Origin of the sequence: Alkalihalobacillus sp. AL-G, assembly GCF_030643805.1 — a bacterium.
GTDB lineage: Bacteria > Bacillota > Bacilli > Bacillales > Fictibacillaceae > Pseudalkalibacillus.
Map to the genome: position 1 here is coordinate 2384373 of NZ_CP094656.1, position 18411 is coordinate 2402783.

The window sequence follows — 18411 nt, forward strand, 5'->3', positions numbered from 1 at the left end:
ATCATCGATACCACCTCATCGTCATTATAACAGATGTTTATTTATTTTGGGAAAGTTCGATATCGGCTGAATATACTTGATGGACTTCACCTGCTTGATCCTCAATAAGCAGCACACCTTCATCAGTGATTCCTTGAGCCTTTCCTGTCAGTTCCCCAGAAAGCGTTTTCACTCTTACATGCTTTCCAAGACTTGCTGCTGATCCTTCCCATAATAGCTTGATCGGCGCAAAACCATGTTCAAGGTAAAGGGTATACAGCTTTTCCATCTCCTCTAAAATCGAACGGACAAGCTCTGAGCGGTCAATGTCAGAACCCCCATTTTCAACCTTTAAAGATGTGGCGATGGACGCGAGTTCCTCCGGAAAAGAGTCTTCTGGTGTATTGACATTGATCCCGATTCCCATGATCACTGAATTGACCCGGTCTGCTTCTGCTTGCAGCTCAGTAAGAATCCCTACGATTTTTTTACCATCAATCAGAATGTCGTTCGGCCATTTGATTTGTGGCTTCAGTCCCGTGGACTTCTGTATTCCCTGCACGACACTGACTGCTGCCAATAGCGTTAACTGCGGTGCTTGCTGGGGCGGAATGTTCGGTTTTAAAATAATACTCATCCAAATTCCGCTGCCCTTTGGGGAATGCCAAGGTCTTCCTAAACGACCTCTGCCTGTCGTTTGTTGTTCAGCGATTGCGATGGTTCCTTCAGGTGCACCCTCCATTGCAAGTCGATGCGCGATTTCCTGTGTTGAAGTGACCTGTTCTTCATAGTGCACGTTTTGTCCTAATTTTTCCGTTTTCAAATTGCTTTTTATTTCACCTGGATGAAGGTTATTCGGACGTTGTTGGATTCGGTACCCCTTTTTTTGGACGGCTTCAACAACATAGCCACCCTTTCGAAGCTCTTCAATATGCTTCCAAATTGCTGTTCTTGAACAACCTAATTCATCACTTAATCTTTGTCCAGACACAAATTCCTCAGACCCTGACAGCAAGCCTATCAATTGTTCTCTTGTCGACGATCCCATTGTTGTATCCACTCCTTAATGGCCGGGAGTTCATTCGTTAACCGGCCTTCAACTACATTGCGTTCAATTTCGCTCATCACTTTTCCGATCCATGGACCAGGCTTTCTTTGAAACATGCTTTGAAGACTATTTCCATTTACAGCTAAATCATTTCGATCATGTATCGGTAAACGCTTATATCGATCTGTTAAATCGTGCCGATCGATTTCTTTTGTATGTACGATTCCGAAAAACACACGGAGTCTGAAAACCGCTTCTATTGCTTCCCAACCATAGATGTATAAATTCCAATCGGATCGGATATCATCGGCAGTTTTAACTAAATTGATATACGTGATGACATGGTTCAATTTTTGATTAGGAAGCTTCCAAGCTTTCAGCCAAGGCTTCACATGTTCGATTTTTAAACATAAAGCGGTTGCAGCCCAACGCTCTTCAATACTAGCAAGCTTGCTCCAGTCCTTCTCAATACATTCATGTAGTTGATTGAAGCTTCCTCCTGGAAAAAACTGATATACGTTCGATTTCCAGAGCAGTTGCATCGCTTTTTGACAGTAGTCTCCTAAAAGCAGTTTCTCAAATTCGTCTCGGATCCGTTCGGTCGACACTTTTTCAAGTAGGAATGCTTGTTCAATCAGTGCCTGTTTCGTTCTTTCTTCAATCTGAAAACCAAGTAAACTTACGAAACGAATTGCCCGCATCATACGAAGAGGGTCCTCTTGAAACCGTTCAGCAGATACCCCGACGGCTCGAATCAGCCTTTCCTCAATATCTTTTTTTCCGCCGAATGGATCTAGGATCGAACCGTTAATTTCCTGTGCCATTGCATTCATCGTAAAATCCCTTCTAGCAAGGTCTTGTTCGATCGAATCATGAAAATGGACTTCAGTCGGATGTCGGTAATCGGAATATTCTCCATCTGACCGAAATGTCGTAACTTCATAGGATTGTTTTTTCCAGCGGACGATGACCGTACCGTGCACGATACCGACAGGAATTGTTTTGTTGAAAATTCGTTGTACTTCCTCTGGGGATGCTGATGTAGCAATATCAATGTCACCGAGACTACGTCCGAGAAGCTTGTCCCTGACAAAACCACCTACAATATACGCTTCATACCCATGATTGTGTAGTTGTTTAATAAGTTGGATTGCATTTTCAATAGACATCCCGCACCTTCTTTACAAGGAAGTAGTAACAGATTTCATTTGAAGTGTTTTTGAATAGATCTCCAAGTAATCCTGTAAAATCTTTCTTGAATGAAAATGGTTGTGAACATGGTGGATTGCATTCTCCGACATTTGGCTATGCAATTTCGGATCCTCCAAAATGTCGAGTGCTTTTTTGGTTATTTGCTCCACATTCCCGACATCGCAAATAAAACCTGTTTTACCGTCCTCGACAACCTCTGGGATCCCTCCTACATTCGTGCCGATCACTGGAACACCGCATGCCATCGCTTCAAGTAAAACAAGTCCAAAGCTTTCTTTTTCCGACAAAAGGAGCTTAAGGTCACTGATTGCGAACAAGTCTGCAATATTTTCCTGTTTTCCGAGAAAGAGAACATCTTCTTCGATCCCAAGCTCAGTTGTTAACCGGCACGCAACCGTCAATTCAGGTCCATCCCCGATCAGCAGGAGCTTTGCTGGCATTTTTGAACGAATATTATAGAATGTCTTAATTACATCTGGTACACGTTTAACGGTTCTGAAATTGGAAACATGGATAAGAACCTTCTCGTCAGGCCCGATATCGTACTCATTTCTCAATCCTGAAGTCGGTTTCCTTTTGTAAACCTGTTCATCTACGAAATTATATACGCAGTGAATTTTTCTCAACGATCCTAATAGCTCGTTCGTTTCTTTAATTAGGCTTTCTGAAACAGCTGTTACTGTATCGGACTGCTCGATCCCGAACCGAATCAGGTCACTCAAGCTAGGATCATTACCAAGGACTGTAATGTCGGTACCGTGTAAGGTTGTCACGATCTTCAAATGATCCCCAACCATTTGTTTGGCGAGGTACGCACAAATCGCATGAGGAACGGCATAATGGACGTGAAGAAGATCAAGTTCCTCCCTCTTTGCGATCTCTGCCATTTTACTCGCGAGTGTTAAGTCATACGGCGGGTACCGGAAAACAGAATATTGATTCACTTCAACCTCATGGAAATGAATATTCGAGTAAAATTTTTCGAGACGGAACGGAATGCTTGATGAAATAAAGTGGACGTCATGCCCCTCTTTAGCGAGCATTTTTCCGAGCTCTGTTGCCACTACTCCCGACCCGCCAACTGTTGGATAACAAGTAATTCCGATTTTCAACTTTTTCATCGTGCAGCTCCAATCAATGTGTCGACCAATATCGGCCTTTTTGTAATAAATCCTTCAGCATATTGGACCCCAGTTTCCTTTCCGAAAAGGGTATCTCTCGCTTCCACAGCTTCAAGGTAACCATTGTTCAATGGTGTTTCAATCCCACCTTCTGAGGATACGAATTGACTTTTATAGGCACGGAGGCAGTTGATCTTTGCCTTCATTTCATTCGTAATATCAACGGCAACCTGAGGATGGTCATAGCCATTGATAAAATAATAGTAAACGTGATCGACTTTATGTGGAGCTAGATCATTTTCGGATTGAAAACGGCGGATCCCAGCTGAGAAGACCGCTTCTTCAACAAGCTTGGTACAATTACCATGATCAGGATGTCGATCTTCCGGATATGGGAGGAAAATGATCTTAGGCTGATACGTGCGGATCACCCGAACAATTTTACTGATAAACATTTCATTGAATTGTAAACCCCTGTCAGGTAATTCAAGGTTGATACGCGTATGTAATCCTAATTGTTCCGAGGCTTCTTTTGCCTCCTGTTGTCGTCGTTCAACGCTTCCGTTTGACGAAAGTTCAGCTAGCGTCAGATCACAAATCCCAGCTTTATAGCCTTTTTTAGTATGTTGGATGATTGTACCGGACATTCCGATTTCGACATCATCAGGATGAGCACCGAATGCAAGTAGATCGAGTCGGTTCACTTCAGATCTTCTCCCTTACTGCGAACGACATGCCTCCACTGGAAATCTCCGCGTTCAAGTGCATGGATAAACAGTTCGGCACTCGCCATGTTTGACGCTAATGGAATTTGGTATACATCACAAAGGCGGATAAGTGCTGCAATATCCGGTTCATGTGGCTGGGCAGTGAGTGGATCTTTAAAAAAAATGATAAGGTCCATTTTGTTATCAGCGATCATAGCTCCAATCTGCTGGTCGCCACCGAGGGGACCGGACTGAAACCTGAATACACTCAATCCTGTTGCTTCTTCAATTTTCAATCCTGTCGTACCCGTTGCATATAGGGAATGCTCCTTTAAGACCGGGCGATAGGCGACGGTAAAATTAATCATATCCTGCTTCTTCTTATCGTGAGCGATTAGTGCAATATTCATGTATTCACCTACTCCATCAAGTTTTCCAACCCGTAAACGAGAAGGTCAAGCTTCATTACAGACTCTACAGCCATCTTTACACCTGGCATGAATGCACTGCGATCGATTGTGTCATGTCGGATCGTCAATGTTTGCCCAGTCGCACCCATCAGTACCTCCTGATGAGCAACAAGACCTGGAAGCCGTACACTATGGATGCGGATTCCTTCATAATCTCCGCCACGGGCCCCTTCTAAATCTTCTTTCTCATTCGGGTGACCCTGTTTCATCGGTTCTCGGACATCCTGGATCATCTGTGCCGTTTTCATCGCTGTCCCTGAAGGTGCATCTAGCTTTTGATCGTGATGCTGTTCAATGATTTCGATATCTGGCATGAACTTCGCAGCCATACGGGCAAATTTCATCATCAAAATGGCACCAACAGCAAAGTTTGGTGCTATAACCGCACCAAGACCCTTCTCTTCAGCAATCCGGCTGTAAGTTCCGATTTCCTCATCCGAGAAACCTGTCGTCCCGATTACTGGACGGATTCCATTTTCGAGCGCGATTTCAAGATGCTTTTTCCCTGATTCCGGTTTTGTAAGATCAATAAGTACATCTGCACCCGTATCATGGATACAGATGGCTAGATCCTCATATACTGGGATATTCAATGCAGGTTGTCCATCAATGTCTTGAAGTGCCTTACCAGCATTTTTTGTATCGACAACCGCTTTTAAATCGAAATGATCGGTAGCTGTAACCATTTTTACGGCTTCCATTCCCATTTTCCCTCGTGGTCCTGCTATGATGATACGAATTTTTCTATTGTCCATCTTTTATTCCTCCTCAATCCGCGTCCATCTATCTTTATCACGAGTATTGAATTTCTTCATGACAAGTTCTAGCGCTTCATCTAAATCTATATGTAAAGAGTTTGCAAAACAAATGATGACGAACAGAAGATCCCCGAGTTCCGCTTCCATGGAGCTTTCATCCTCTGTGCTCTTTTTCGGCTTTTCTCCATAGTGATGGTTGACTTCTCTTGCAAGCTCACCGAGTTCTTCCGTCATACGAGCCATCATCGCTAGTGGGCTGAAATACCCTTCCTTAAACTGACTGATATGATCGTCTACCTCTTTCTGCATGTCTTTCATTGTCCGTTCCATGTCATACACCTCGCTTCTTTCTATTATTCATGTTAGCTAAATCTATTCGGTTTGACAAATATTAAAGACACGGATAAGTTTGATGAGGTAGCAAAATGAACGTACATATCATACATCAAGAAGGAGGGTCGTTCATGCCAAAAATAAAATTGAAAAACGTCCTGTTTATTTTACTTGGTTCAGCGATCTTTGGTTTTGGAATCATCCACTTTAATATCGAAAACAACCTTGCAGAAGGTGGATTTACCGGGATTACGCTCATACTGTTCAATCTATTTGGGATCGATCCCGCCATTTCAAACCTCGTTTTAAACATTCCATTGTTTTTTCTAGGCTGGCGGTTACTAGGCAGAAATACATTTATTTATACGATCATCGGTACTGTAGGGGTATCGTTTTTCCTATGGCTCTTCCAGTATCAATTTCAGCTTTCTATCCCTCTTCACGATGATCTGACACTTGCTGCACTTTTTGCAGGGGTGTTTATCGGGATCGGGCTTGGCATCATTTTTCGGTATGGAGGGACTACTGGTGGCGTCGACATCATTGCAAGGCTGGCTCACAAGTATATCGGCTGGAGCATCGGTAAAACAATGTTTTTATTCGATGCCTTCGTTATCACCTTTGCAATGATTACCTATTTGAACTATAAAGAGGCCATGTATACACTCGTTGCTGTCTTTGTCGGAACACGCGTCATCGACTTTATTCAAGATGGTGCTTATGCGGCCAAAGCTGCAATGATCATTTCAGAGCATAATGCTGAAATCGCCAACCGGATCATCAAGGAACTTGATCGAGGCGCAACGGTATTGAATGGAAAAGGAACGTTCACCGGTGAACAGAAAGAAGTACTCTATTGTGTCATTGCTCGTAATGAAATTTTCCGCTTGCGAAATATGATACAACAGATTGATCCACATGCGTTTGTGGCAGTAAATGATGTCCATGATGTCCTCGGTGAAGGATTTACATTAGACGAGAATAAAAATCCGTTGCATGATTGAAAGTAGATTCTTGTTTAGGGTGATCGCTTTTTAGAAAGTCATCCCCTAAACGAATCTCATGTTGTGGCTGATGCAAGCTTTTTCATTAGTATTTTTCTTAGATTCTGTTAGCTTCATGTCCGATTACGCTCTATTCGGTGTGTGTTTTCCTAATAACTGTAAAATCCATGTCCGATTAACGCTCTATTCGGTGTGTGTTTTCCTAATAACTGTAAAATCCATGTCCGATTACGCTCTATTCGGTGCGTGTTTTCCTAATAACTGTAAAATCCATGTCCGATTACGCTCTATTCGGTGCGTGTTTTCCTAATAACTGTAAAATCCATGTCCGATTACGCTCTATTCGTTGCGTGTTTTCCTAATAACTGTAAAATCCATGTCCGATTACGCACTACCCGTTCCTTATGTCGTGATTTCGGCTGTTTTTGAGAACGTTTATGCTTTTTTCGACATAAACAAAACTGCCGAGGTGTTCTCGACAGTCCGTTGCATGACTTTGGTAAACGTCATACCGTATTTTATTCTAGATGAAGGTTTATGCTTAATCGTCTGAATTCATGCCCACGAAGATCAGTACAAATCGCGCGAGCTCCAGTAATGCTACAAGAGCACTAGCGACATAGGTTAATGCTGCTGCGTTCAGTACTTTCTTTGCTTGTCTCTCCTCATCATTACGTATCAAACCAAGCGCAACGACCTGATCCATCGCCCGGCTACTTGCATTGAATTCGACCGGTAAAGTAACGAGCTGAAACAAAACTGCTCCTGCCATCAGGAGGATACCAGGTAAGATCAGGTTTGCTGCGCCCATTATGATTCCGATAAAAATCAAAAAGTACGAAAGATTTGAGCCTATCGAAGCAACCGGAACTAACGCATGTCTAAATCGTAATGGAGTGTATTCCTTCGCATCTTGAAGCGCATGGCCGACTTCGTGAGCCGCAACCGCTGTTCCTGCTATAGAATGGCCGTAAAAGTTGTCCTCAGATAAACGCACAACCTTTTTACGTGGATGGTAGTGATCACTTAATTTTCCTCGAACCGGCTCGACATCAACATCGAAAAGACCGTTGTCGTTCAAAATCTTACGAGCAACCTCTGCCCCGGACATGCCAAGTGAAGATGGAACCTTCGAGTATTTCGAGTACGTTCTTTTCACTCGGAACTGTGCCCATAACGGGATCGCTATCAGTAAGAAAAAATAGAGTAAGAACATGTTGCATTCCTCCAAAAATAAAACCGTCGTATTTTGAGGGCAATGATAGTCACTTCAACGGATTCTGTCAACGAAACCGATTGTATTCCTTTTCCTTCGAAATGGTACGGACTTCCCGCTTCTCACCCTTGTATTTTCTCCATCCTACGTAAATTAATGTAGAAATGATCACTCCGCCAATCGTAATGATTAACCAGACGATTGAAGGATCTGATTCATCCCTCTCTGTTGAATTAAACGCATCTTCAAGACCGGATTTTATCGCACTGATCTGCTGAAGCTGATGATCAGTTGTAACGATTAACGATCGATTTTCATCAAGATAAGTAATATACGAATCCAACTTACCCAAAACGTCCTGAGGTAAATCAACGCTTAATGCCGGATGGATTTTCTCATATTGAGAAAGAAACTGGTTGAAGTAAACGTAAAAGGATTGGATTTCATGGTTGACTGCAGCCTTGCGCATATGTTCAAGCGGAACCATAATTTGGTTCCGGGTTGTTTTCCAAAGAGGCTGGTGCTGAGAATAGACGGCATCAACGAGAAGGTGGAACTCTGTTATTGCATCCACTCGTTCTTCATGTGATGCTGAGGCACTCGTCAACAGTTTCAAAGACTCGTCAAAGCTTGTCGAAAAAACGCGAAGGTTGTGCATTGTAAGTTTTTGCTCATCGCCCTGTAGTCCAAGGTACTCATCCTCAAAGTACGTTAGCATGTCCTTTGCTTCCTTGTACTTTTCAGCCTTCGTAAGCTGAAGTGCTTTATAAGATAAATCACTCAGCTTCTTCCACGGGTTGCTTTCTGCTTGATCGGCCCACGCCATACTAGGAAACTGAACGAACAAGACAATGATTAATAGGATCATTACCGCCCTCATAAAACTTGTCCCTCCCTTTTAGAAAACTTGGAGTCTTATACAGCGCATGTACCGCCCATCTTAGGCGAAGGTAATACATGCTATTCGTACAAGATATACTCCATACTATGAGGACTGGGACAAGAGTAGAACGTCATTACGAAATTATGACGTTTTTGGCTTCATTCGAATCGTTAGGAAATAGACAAGTGCTACGGAACAAACGCTTAGCCAAAAGGTTAAATAAGCGACCTGATCGGTATATGCATTGAGCACCGAATAAGTTGGCATTTCCCCGTACACATAATCGATGATTTCATTATGAAATACCCATATGGCTACAACGAAAATGTGCCAGCGTTTGATCGTATAAAATTTATGATAAAGAAGCCCCTCTATTGCCATACCGAAATGAGAAAAGATCAGCATGTAATTGACCCATGACAATGAACCACTCACGTATCCCCCTGCAAAATTCATTCCGACTGCCCAGATTCCATATTTAAATAAAGTAATGGCAGCAAGCGCCTCCATCAATGGCCAGCTTTTCCCCTTTAAGAAAGCGATAAGGACAAATACGAAAAACAAACTAGCCGTTGGGCTATCGGGGACAAAGGGCAGAAAATACCAAGGCGTCACAGCCAACTGATCCGCATACCAATAATACCCGTAGATCGTTCCGAAGATGTTGATGATCAATAGCATCCAAAGGAAGGAACGATTGCCTAAAATCATTTGTAAGTTGATCATTCGATTCTCCTTCATAAATAAAAATGGGTTCAAAAAAGGAAGATTCACGAACTGTGACTACGGCGAACTGACTCACATCCCGTGAGCCTCCGGACTTTTGTGAACATCCTCACTTTTCATAGAGAAAGAGGTTGACTCCGATTTTATGAGTCAACCTCTTTCAACACTGTTATTTCTTTTCGAGTCCTGCAATGAACTCGGTTAATTGCTTCAATTCCTCCGGAGTCCCTTTAAAAACTCCTGGCGGCATGTTTCCTGTACCGTTTTTCGCAATGTTTCCGATTTCTTCAGGTGTTAAACCGGTACCGATCAAGGAAGGACCACTGGCACCTGCCAGGTTTCCACCATGACAGCCAATACAGGTTTGTTCTTGATAAACCGCATACCCAGGTGCAGATTTATCAATTTCAACCTCAACGATCTTACCTTGTTGTTCAGCCTTTTCCCAGTCGTGATTTACAACTGATTCCCAAGTTAAGTAAATGACCGAAGCTAATGCCAATAACATCAAGCCTGTTGCAATCGGTCGCTTCGCAGGTCTACGTTCAGGACCGCGATCCAGCCATGGTGCTAACAGCAATGCACCGAATGCAAGTCCGGGCATGACCATCGTACCGATCAATGTATAATCCCCTGCTGCATATTTATACTTTAATAATTGGTATAAGAATAAGAAATACCAGTCGGGTAATGGGATATAGCTCGCATCCGTCGGGTCTGCTTTCCGTTCGAGCGGAGATTCGTGAACGACTGTCAGGATGAGATAGCCAATCAAGAATACGGATCCGACCATCCACTCTTTTAAAAGGAAGTTTGGCCAAAACGCTTCCGTTTTCCCCGGATACTCGGAGTAGTCCTTCGGAATGTTCGGTTTACGTTCTGCAGGAATTCGTGAATCCCCGACAAACTTCATACCTTTGCCACGATGCATCTTTCTACCTCCTTTATCCTATCGCATCTTTTACAGTGGTCCAGAAATTCCTTGCTTTCGAATCATGATAAAGTGCGCTCCCATCAGACCGAGAAGGGCACCAGGCAAGAAGAATACATGGATCGCAAAGAATCGCGTTAATGTTTGTGCGCCGATAATTGTTGCGTCTCCTGCAAGCAATGTTTTAAGCATAGGCCCAATGACTGGAACCGTCTGTGCGATTTCAAGCCCTACCTTCGTTGCAAATAGTGCTTTCATATCCCACGGAAGCAAGTATCCTGTAAAACCGAGTCCGAGCATGACGCCGAAGATCATAACCCCGACAACCCAGTTCAATTCACGAGGCTTTTTATATGCACCTTGGAAGAAGACACGTAAAGTATGTAGAAACATCATTACGATAACTAGACTCGCGCCCCAGTGGTGCATTCCACGGACAATTACCCCAAACGCGACTTCATTTTGTAAATAATAAACGGATTCATACGCATTAATGATATCCGGAACATAGTACATCGATAGGAACATTCCGGAAAGGATTTGGATTACCGTTATGAAAAACGTTAATCCACCAAAACAGTAAACGAACGCTGAGAAATGGTGAGCAGGATTGACGTGCTCGGGCACTTCATGGTCTGCTATGTCTCGCCACATAGGCGTAATATCAAGACGTTCATCTACCCAGTCATACATTTTTTGTAACATCGATTACGCCCCTTTCTACTGTGGTACTGCTGCACCTAAATAAAGTTTGCCATCCTGCACCTTTGTCTTATAAACATCAAGCGGTGCTAACGGTGGCGTGCCCTTTATATTCGTACCGTTTTTTTCGTAACGTCCGCCATGACAAGGGCAATAAAATTGATTTGGATGAGATGGATCGGCTGCCCAGTCCACTGTACAGCCTAAGTGCTTACAAATAGGTGATAGTGCTACGATCTCTCCACCTTTTTCTTTAAACACCCACGCTGCCTTTGTAACTTCAGATTCATACCAACCATCTTTTTGATCAATTTTAAACGTAAACCTTTGTGGTTTTTCAGTAAGCTTATTAACTTCGACAACAGGCACCATATCCTGTGCTGCACCCTGTTTCATAACAGGGTCAATTGCAAACCGTACCATCGGCAGGAGCATGCCTGCAGCCATAAATCCACCGACTCCGGTTAAGGTATAGTTCAAAAATTGTCGTCTGGAAACTTCATCTTTTTTGGCCATTGGTTTCCCCCCTTATGCAGTAGACTAAGTCCAACCGGACAATTCATTTATTACACATACATTACTAGGACATTAACATGATAGCGTAACTTATTACCATCGTCAATATTATGATTATCCATTTCCACTAATCTATTCGCCGAGTTTCGTGTTTTGCCACTTTTTTGTGACAATTTGAAGAAGATGCTTCACCTGTTCACCAATTACATCCCGTTTATATTCATCCTCCATATGTTCAAGAGGTACTGGTGGGATGTTGATCAAGTCCGGATTAAGCTCGTCCACTCCACTCCAGCGGGCATCGGAGGTCACAAATGTTATGTATGGAATTCCCTGCTCGATAAGTTCATCCCTTAAGCCTATCATTCTACTTAAGACACTATCATCCGACTCTTTTGACAGATAAGTAATCGGGGGGAATAAAATGACCCGGCCTTTTAATTGCCGCTCCAATTCGTCTGTTACGATAAGCGGAAATTCACCTTTTAAAACTGTGTGCTTCATTTGTTTTCCCATGGATATAGGGATCAAGGGGACAATTGCTGTATCAACATACTCTTCCGATTGTAAATAAAGATCAATATCCTCTGAACGCCACTTCATAATTAATCACACCCTTTATTGCATATAAGTACGTATTCAGTTTACCACTCCATCCACCGATTTTGAAACCATTCAGAAAAATCGTTGACATATTCATATTCTCGCCTCACTGCATAACTATAGCTTGAAAAGTTTTATATACTGAAAAATTTAAAAGACCTGGTAGAGAAAACATCATCTCCACACAGGCCTTTCAGATGCGTTCTATTTCATTAAGTTTTAAGTAGTGCTGCATTAAAATGCTGATTGTCTTATTTACCGCGATCAATCATAGCTTATTCAATTCCTCAGTCAATTTTGCAAATGATTCATAATCTTTACTGTCAAGTGCATCATCAATCTGTGTTTGAAGTGACTTTTTTCTGAAATGACTGAAGGATTGGTCCAGAATCATTTCTGCCCAAAGTCCGTATTTTTTATCAGGTACCATGTTTTCAGGTATATGCGGATTTTCTTCAAGCACTGCTGCGTACTGAGGAGTACGATAAGATCCTTTGAACTTCAATTCTATAAAAACATCTTCTTCTTGGTTTAAGCGAATATCATGGAACGATTTTTCTGCATCAGTTGTTAAAATATTTTGCTTATAGAACCGGAAAGGGACCCCATCCACACAATTGGTTGACATGATGATCGCTTTCGGACAATATTCGGCATTTTCAACAAAATGAACGTTTTCCATTAAAGCCTCATCGCTAACCAAATAATTCAACAACCATACACATTCGCGCTTCTTCAGCTGGTAGTGGTTTAAGAACCATTTTAAAAAGTCCTTTTTTTCCAGGACGGAAACGGTGCTGCCCATTGCAATCCCTCCATCATTCCCATGTCGTACGAGATCTTACAATCCTACACCCATAACTTCTCTCAATTACAGAGAGATCGATAATTACTTACTATGTTCGATTTGCATGTGTTCAATTCCTTCTTTTTCAGAAAAAAATTACTCATCGTTTAGTCTCATTATTTCATCTTCAAGCTGTGTCAAACTTGGATCGATATCGAGTGCTCGTTTATATAATGCGATTGCTTCGTTTCGTTGACCTATTTCTAACATATATGTTCCATAGTCCTCCAAAAATTCGACCCTATCGTTAAGTCCATTATATGCAGTCTCATATCGTTTTATTGCGATTTCATCGTTTTCAAGTTCTCGGTACGCTTGTGCTATCCTCCAATTGGATTCATGGTCAATGTCGCCGTATCGTTCGACCTCTATTCCGAGATCGATCAGTTCCTCATATCGCTCTTCTGTCGCATAAAATGTCATAATAGCAAGACATGCATCTGAATTTGCAGGGTTGATGGACAATGTATGTTTTAATAATTCTTCGCCTTTTTCAAAATCGTTCATACGAAGCGCCAGTCGTCCAGCTTGCAAGTATAAGTCTTCGTTGAATTCATCTAGCCGGATACCTTCTAAATAAGTTTCTACTGCTTCTTTATTAGCTCCTTCTTCCTCATACGCTTTTGCTAATAACGGATAAAGGGTCGTGTATTGAGGGTCCAAATCCTTCAGGCGGTTAAATGCATTAATTGCTTTCTGGTATTCTTCGACCCTGGTTGCGGTTAATCCATACCCGAACCAAGCATCAGGATTCGTTTCTTCATTAATGCCTTCCTCGTAAAAGCGAAGTGCTTCTTCAAATGCACCCGAACCTGATAAGGATTCAGCTAACCTCAATAAGACTGAAATCCCGTTCATCTCCTTGATGCCCTGTTCATACAATTCCTGATAATATAAAACACCTCGGTGAAAGTTGCCTTGGAAGAGATAGAATTCTCCTAGGCCGAAACTGACTACCGGTTCATTTGGTGCATGGCGTTTGGCTTCAAGAAGTTTTTGCTCCGCTACTTCAGCGAGACCTTGTCTTTCATATAAGTCGGCTGATAACAGCATTGCCTGTAAATACTCTGCATCCTCTGAATGAATCGTAGAAAGTAAGTCCAATGCCTCTTCCTCACGATCAACTTCAACATTCAGTTCCGCCGCAAAAACCTTTAGTTCATTGACATCTGGATAAAATGCGATTAATTCTTCCGTTACATCAATCGCTTCTTCTATAAATCCAAGCTCATAATATAATTGGGCGATCTCAAGAAGGGTCTCGTGATCACTTTTATCCCTTAGTTGTTTTAAAAGTGCTAAACCCTCTTTGATTTCTCCCTGATCGATTGCTTCGATCGCAGTCTGCAACGTCGGCATAATGGACATCCTTTCTATAAATAAAAGCGGGTCTTAATCGGAGTTTCATCTAAATTCATTGCATCCGATGGAAATGTTGAACTGCCTTGACATCCTGTTCGTATGGTTCATAACAGGTCATTTGACATCGCTCGAAATAGTCCCGGTCGAGTTATTTGCAGTTGCTTCCCTTCCCCAGGATTTATGTAGATGTCATCTCCTACCTTTAGAGCTGTTCCTTTTCTGACAACTAATACTGGTTGGTTACTTTCATCATACTGAACTCTCGATTGAGCAGCAAGTGGAGTGTCTTGTTCATAAATGACATAATCAATATCACACCCTGTAACCCAAGAACCTTTTTGAGGGTATATGCCGAGTTCCTGCAGATGATATTTCGTAAAAGGCTGTTCCGGTAGTGGTAACTGTTTAATAGTAGTTATCGACTTTGATTTGGAAACTCTACTCCAACGATCTTGCAGTTGCATTAATCTTTTTTCCTGAAGGGCCAGTTGTTCCCACCCTGCAATGATTGGAATCGTATAAGGAAAGTTGACGTTTCGAATCCATTCCCAAATGACGGTGTCGATATCTTCTTCCTGCTCGAGGATACCATATATGAAAGGAATCTTTTTCTTTTGGCATGTACGTATGAGTGATGGTGTAATACGGGTCATTGGAAGCGAAAGTCCGATCACATAATCAATCGGCAATACGGAAAGGTGTTCTACCAATCGGTTATACCTGCCCTCTAATTCCTTTGCGAATCGAATCGAAAAAGTCGTGACAACGGTTGTGCACCCTGTACTGATTAATTGTTTACATCTCTTCAACAAACTTTCGGTATCCATTCCCTCCAAAGAGAAATCTCTCATCACAAAGCCTGGGATAACATGAAGTCCGCTCGTATTGACGGTCATACATTTCATTTTCAATGGGCGTTCTGAAACGTAGCTAACGATTGAATTTTTGACATGAACGTTTTTCTTTTTCGGTTCCTCATCTGTCGTCCATACATTTTCAAGGATATATTCCACCTGTTCTCCCCCTTTAGCTTTAACGCAGAACTATTACTGACAGGCTATGATAGGACAGACAGGGATAGAACTGGATGACATGTATTCTGGTAACATAAGTACGATAAATGGGGATCGAGTGAAGTATGGCCATCATAAAGGCTTGTATGATTCCTTTTTTGTGCAAAGGATGCAGGTTGAGGGCATCATAGAGGTTGAATCGTTCCTTCTTTTGCAAAAGTACAGTTCGAAGGTATCATAGCGCGATTCGTTCCTTTTTTTGCAAAAAGCAGCTCGGGGGCAAAATACTGCGAAATAACACAAAAAAAAGCCCAGCTCGTTTTCGTAGTAACACGAAAATCCGCCAGGAAAAAGTTCCATTTTCATATGGATAGGAGTGGAGAGAAACCATACTAACATCATTATAACAAGCAATCTTATAAAATCAATATATTTTTAGAAAATTTATATTATTTAACCTATTCAGATTTTAATGAGTCGAGGTCATCAAGAAAACCAGGGTAGGAAACTTCCAATGAAGGAATCCCGTCGATTGATACTTCATCGGTTGCAATACAAGAGGCCACCGCAAGCATCATCCCGATCCGATGGTCATCATTCGTACTGACTGAACCTCCCTTCACCTTCTGGTTCCCTTCAATAATCATTCCGTCCTCTGTAGTTTCAATGACAATTCCAAGCTTCTGCAGCTCTGATGCAATCGTTTCAATCCTGTCGGTTTCTTTCATGCGTAGTTCAGCCGCATCCTTAATGTAAGTTACACCTGATGCCTGAGTAGCGATCAAAGCGATCATCGGGATTTCATCGATTAACCTTGGAATCATCTCTCCCCCGATTTCAATGCCTTGCAAAGAGGAATATCCGATCGTAATGTCACCGACAGGCTCGTTATTAAACAATCTTTTATTTGTAATAGATATATTTGCATCCATTCTGATCAATATATCAATAATGCCTGTTCGAGTCGGATTCAGGCCTACATCTTTCATTTTTATTTGGCTGCCTGGTGTGATTGCACCTGCACCGAGAAAAAATGCTGCGGAAGAAATATCACCAGGTACTTCGATGCTTGTTGCTTGTAAATTTTGCCTTCCATTTGTTCGTACCGTTCTCTCATCGATCATGACCGCCGCTCCGAACGACTTGAGGATTCGCTCTGAATGGTCACGAGAACGGTATGGCTCTGTTACTTTGGTCATTCCTTCACTTTGCAAACCACAAAACAGGATCGCTGATTTCACCTGGGCACTTGCAACAGGACTTTCATACGTAATCCCCTTCGTATTCCCGCCAGCAATCGTTAACGGTGCAAATTCACCATTCTCCTTGCCTGTTATACTTGCTCCCATCTTTAAAAGCGGCTGAACAACCCGGCCCATCGGACGCCTTCGAATTGATGCATCTCCCGTAATTTCAGTATGGATTGGACTGCCAGCCAAGATGCCCGATAAAAGCCGAATCGTCGTACCTGAGTTCCCGACATCTAACGTGTCCTCCGCTTCTCTAAGACCGGTCCAGCCGTTCCCATGAATCGTCAATGTATCCTTTTGTTCTTCTATGTGAATACCTAATTGTCGGACACAACGTATCGTACTGTTACAGTCAGCACTGTTCAGGTACCGTTTCACTGTCGTTTTCCCGTTTGCGACCGCTCCAAGCATAATCGCCCTATGCGTGATTGATTTATCCCCAGGCATTTTAAGTGTTCCTTTTAAACCCTTTTTATATGGATGCATTGTCACTCGGTCCATTATTTCTCCATCTCCATTTCGTTCAAACATTGTTTAGTATTCGAAAGCATGACAAGATAATTTCTTTTATGAAAGATTCAAAAAGGATTGACTCAAATGAGCCATTCCTTTTAAATAATTGTTTATTTTTCGGATTCAGCATCCAGCCAGTTTGAGAGGCAGTCGATGATTCCCTTGTTTTGTTCCTCGCTTCCGATCGTGATTCGAACAGAGGTTGGAAATCCGAGGGCGTTGCCAGACCGGACAATATATCCTTGCTGCAACAGAAATTGAAAAACTTCATCGCCTTGCTTTGTTTTGAAATCTATTAAAATGAAGTTCCCTTGGGACGGATAATAGCCAAGGTCATACTGCTCGCAAAAGTGCTCATATAAATCCATTCCTTCTCGATTGCGAATTCGACACATTTCAATATACTCAAGATGATCCAGTGCAGAAATCGCGGCTCTTTGTGCAACTCTAGAGGTGTTGAACGGCTCGCGGACAGGATCGACGACACTGATTAAATCCTCATGTGCCACACCGTACCCGATTCGTAAAGAAGCGAGTCCGAATGCCTTTGAAAAGGTTCGGAAAACAACAAGATTCGGATAATCACGCTGCAAGGCAAGGGTATCTGGATAATCCTCTGCAACAACATACTCACAATACGCTTCATCACAGGCAACGATAACGTCTTTAGGGACACGTTCTAAAAAAGATACCAACTTTTCCTTAGAAACATATGTACCTGTCGGGTTGTTCGGACTGCAAATCCAAACAATCTTCGTGTTTTCATCGATTGCTTCATACATTTCGTCGAGATCATGGTGGCCTTGATCGTCCAATGCAATTTCTCGGATTTCTGCCCCTTCAATAACAGAATTATGACGATACTGTGGAAATGTAGGCTTAGCCATAACCGTATTCGTATCAGGGCTAAGGTACGTCCTACAAAACATCTCTACAACCTCATCAGACCCATTTCCAAATAAAATTTGCCTCGGTAGAACACCGAGATAATGTGCCAGCTTATCCCGAATTTCTGCTGCGTACCCGTCTGGATAAATCGAAACCCGATCGAGTTCATCCATTACCGCATCTTTAACAGCTGGAGCACAACCGAAAGGATTTTCATTCGACGCTAATTTTGTTACTGAAGTAAGCCCGAGCTCACGCTTTACCTCTTCAATTGGTTTACCTGGTTGATAAGCCTTCAATGTTAAAATCTGTTCCTTTGCTTTCACGTC

At 42.3% G+C, this 18411-nt stretch carries 20 protein-coding genes; 1 reads left to right on the plus strand and 19 read right to left on the minus strand.

Going from position 1 to position 18411, the window contains the following annotated elements; genetic code table 11:
* Positions 1–37: 37 nt before the first annotated feature.
* The 7 genes from MOJ78_RS12225 to MOJ78_RS12255 are packed head-to-tail and all read right to left on the minus strand — an operon-like array spanning position 38 to position 5625.
* Positions 38–1027 (minus strand): biotin--[acetyl-CoA-carboxylase] ligase, encoded by a 990-nt coding sequence (locus MOJ78_RS12225; protein WP_304977620.1) that lies wholly within the window; start codon positions 1025–1027, stop codon positions 38–40.
* Positions 1000–2196, minus strand: a complete 1197-nt coding sequence (locus tag MOJ78_RS12230) for a CCA tRNA nucleotidyltransferase (RefSeq protein WP_304977621.1) — start codon at positions 2194–2196, stop codon at positions 1000–1002. The genes MOJ78_RS12225 and MOJ78_RS12230 overlap by 28 nt, the downstream gene beginning before the upstream one ends.
* A gap of 12 nt (positions 2197–2208) precedes the next feature.
* On the minus strand, positions 2209–3360 hold the full coding sequence (gene bshA, locus MOJ78_RS12235; RefSeq protein WP_304977622.1) for an N-acetyl-alpha-D-glucosaminyl L-malate synthase BshA: 1152 nt from the start codon (positions 3358–3360) through the stop codon (positions 2209–2211).
* The gene (bshB1, locus tag MOJ78_RS12240; protein ID WP_304977624.1) at positions 3357–4064 is read right to left on the minus strand and encodes a bacillithiol biosynthesis deacetylase BshB1; all 708 of its coding nucleotides are present in this window, start codon (positions 4062–4064) and stop codon (positions 3357–3359) included. Before bshB1 ends, bshA begins: the two co-directional genes overlap by 4 nt.
* Positions 4061–4477, minus strand: a complete 417-nt coding sequence (gene mgsA, locus MOJ78_RS12245) for a methylglyoxal synthase (RefSeq protein ID WP_304977625.1) — start codon at positions 4475–4477, stop codon at positions 4061–4063. The genes bshB1 and mgsA overlap by 4 nt, the downstream gene beginning before the upstream one ends.
* 8 nt (positions 4478–4485) lie before the next feature.
* Positions 4486–5292, minus strand: coding sequence for a 4-hydroxy-tetrahydrodipicolinate reductase (gene dapB, locus MOJ78_RS12250; protein ID WP_304977626.1), 807 nt, complete (start codon positions 5290–5292; stop codon positions 4486–4488).
* A gap of 3 nt (positions 5293–5295) precedes the next feature.
* Positions 5296–5625 carry a nucleotide pyrophosphohydrolase gene (locus MOJ78_RS12255; protein ID WP_304977627.1) on the minus strand — a complete coding sequence of 110 codons (330 nt, stop codon included), beginning with the start codon at positions 5623–5625 and terminating at the stop codon, positions 5296–5298.
* A gap of 134 nt (positions 5626–5759) precedes the next feature.
* Between MOJ78_RS12255 and MOJ78_RS12260 the strand changes: the two genes are divergently transcribed.
* Positions 5760–6632 carry a YitT family protein gene (locus MOJ78_RS12260; protein ID WP_304977628.1) on the plus strand — a complete coding sequence of 291 codons (873 nt, stop codon included), beginning with the start codon at positions 5760–5762 and terminating at the stop codon, positions 6630–6632.
* 541 nt (positions 6633–7173) lie between these two features.
* Here the strand turns inward: MOJ78_RS12260 and MOJ78_RS12265 are convergent.
* From MOJ78_RS12265 to hisC, 12 genes are all read right to left on the minus strand, one after another.
* The gene (locus tag MOJ78_RS12265; RefSeq protein WP_304977629.1) at positions 7174–7848 is read right to left on the minus strand and encodes a zinc metallopeptidase; all 675 of its coding nucleotides are present in this window, start codon (positions 7846–7848) and stop codon (positions 7174–7176) included.
* 67 nt (positions 7849–7915) lie between these two features.
* Positions 7916–8728, minus strand: coding sequence for a sporulation protein YpjB (ypjB, locus tag MOJ78_RS12270; RefSeq protein WP_304977630.1), 813 nt, complete (start codon positions 8726–8728; stop codon positions 7916–7918).
* A gap of 144 nt (positions 8729–8872) precedes the next feature.
* Positions 8873–9457 (minus strand): lipoprotein heptaprenylglyceryl N-acetyltransferase LhaT, encoded by a 585-nt coding sequence (locus tag MOJ78_RS12275; protein WP_304977631.1) that lies wholly within the window; start codon positions 9455–9457, stop codon positions 8873–8875.
* A gap of 169 nt (positions 9458–9626) precedes the next feature.
* The gene (locus MOJ78_RS12280; protein WP_304977632.1) at positions 9627–10388 is read right to left on the minus strand and encodes a menaquinol-cytochrome c reductase cytochrome b/c subunit; all 762 of its coding nucleotides are present in this window, start codon (positions 10386–10388) and stop codon (positions 9627–9629) included.
* Between the two features lie 30 nt (positions 10389–10418).
* The gene (gene qcrB / locus MOJ78_RS12285) at positions 10419–11093 is read right to left on the minus strand and encodes a menaquinol-cytochrome c reductase cytochrome b subunit (RefSeq protein ID WP_304977633.1); all 675 of its coding nucleotides are present in this window, start codon (positions 11091–11093) and stop codon (positions 10419–10421) included.
* A 15-nt stretch (positions 11094–11108) separates the two neighbouring features.
* On the minus strand, positions 11109–11606 hold the full coding sequence (locus MOJ78_RS12290) for a Rieske (2Fe-2S) protein (RefSeq protein ID WP_304977634.1): 498 nt from the start codon (positions 11604–11606) through the stop codon (positions 11109–11111).
* Between the two features lie 132 nt (positions 11607–11738).
* Positions 11739–12209 carry a YpiF family protein gene (locus MOJ78_RS12295; RefSeq protein ID WP_304977635.1) on the minus strand — a complete coding sequence of 157 codons (471 nt, stop codon included), beginning with the start codon at positions 12207–12209 and terminating at the stop codon, positions 11739–11741.
* Positions 12210–12477: 268 nt separating this feature from the next.
* Positions 12478–13014 carry a ReoY family proteolytic degradation factor gene (locus tag MOJ78_RS12300; RefSeq protein WP_304977636.1) on the minus strand — a complete coding sequence of 179 codons (537 nt, stop codon included), beginning with the start codon at positions 13012–13014 and terminating at the stop codon, positions 12478–12480.
* Positions 13015–13152: 138 nt separating this feature from the next.
* Complete coding sequence (locus tag MOJ78_RS12305) at positions 13153–14415, minus strand: tetratricopeptide repeat protein (RefSeq protein ID WP_304977637.1); 1263 nt, start codon at positions 14413–14415, stop codon at positions 13153–13155.
* A 107-nt stretch (positions 14416–14522) separates the two neighbouring features.
* Positions 14523–15431, minus strand: a complete 909-nt coding sequence (locus MOJ78_RS12310) for a hypothetical protein (RefSeq protein ID WP_304977638.1) — start codon at positions 15429–15431, stop codon at positions 14523–14525.
* Between the two features lie 458 nt (positions 15432–15889).
* On the minus strand, positions 15890–17182 hold the full coding sequence (gene aroA, locus MOJ78_RS12315; RefSeq protein WP_304977639.1) for a 3-phosphoshikimate 1-carboxyvinyltransferase: 1293 nt from the start codon (positions 17180–17182) through the stop codon (positions 15890–15892).
* Positions 17183–17304: 122 nt separating this feature from the next.
* On the minus strand, positions 17305–18408 hold the full coding sequence (gene hisC, locus MOJ78_RS12320; protein WP_304977640.1) for a histidinol-phosphate transaminase: 1104 nt from the start codon (positions 18406–18408) through the stop codon (positions 17305–17307).
* Positions 18409–18411 lie beyond the last annotated feature (3 nt).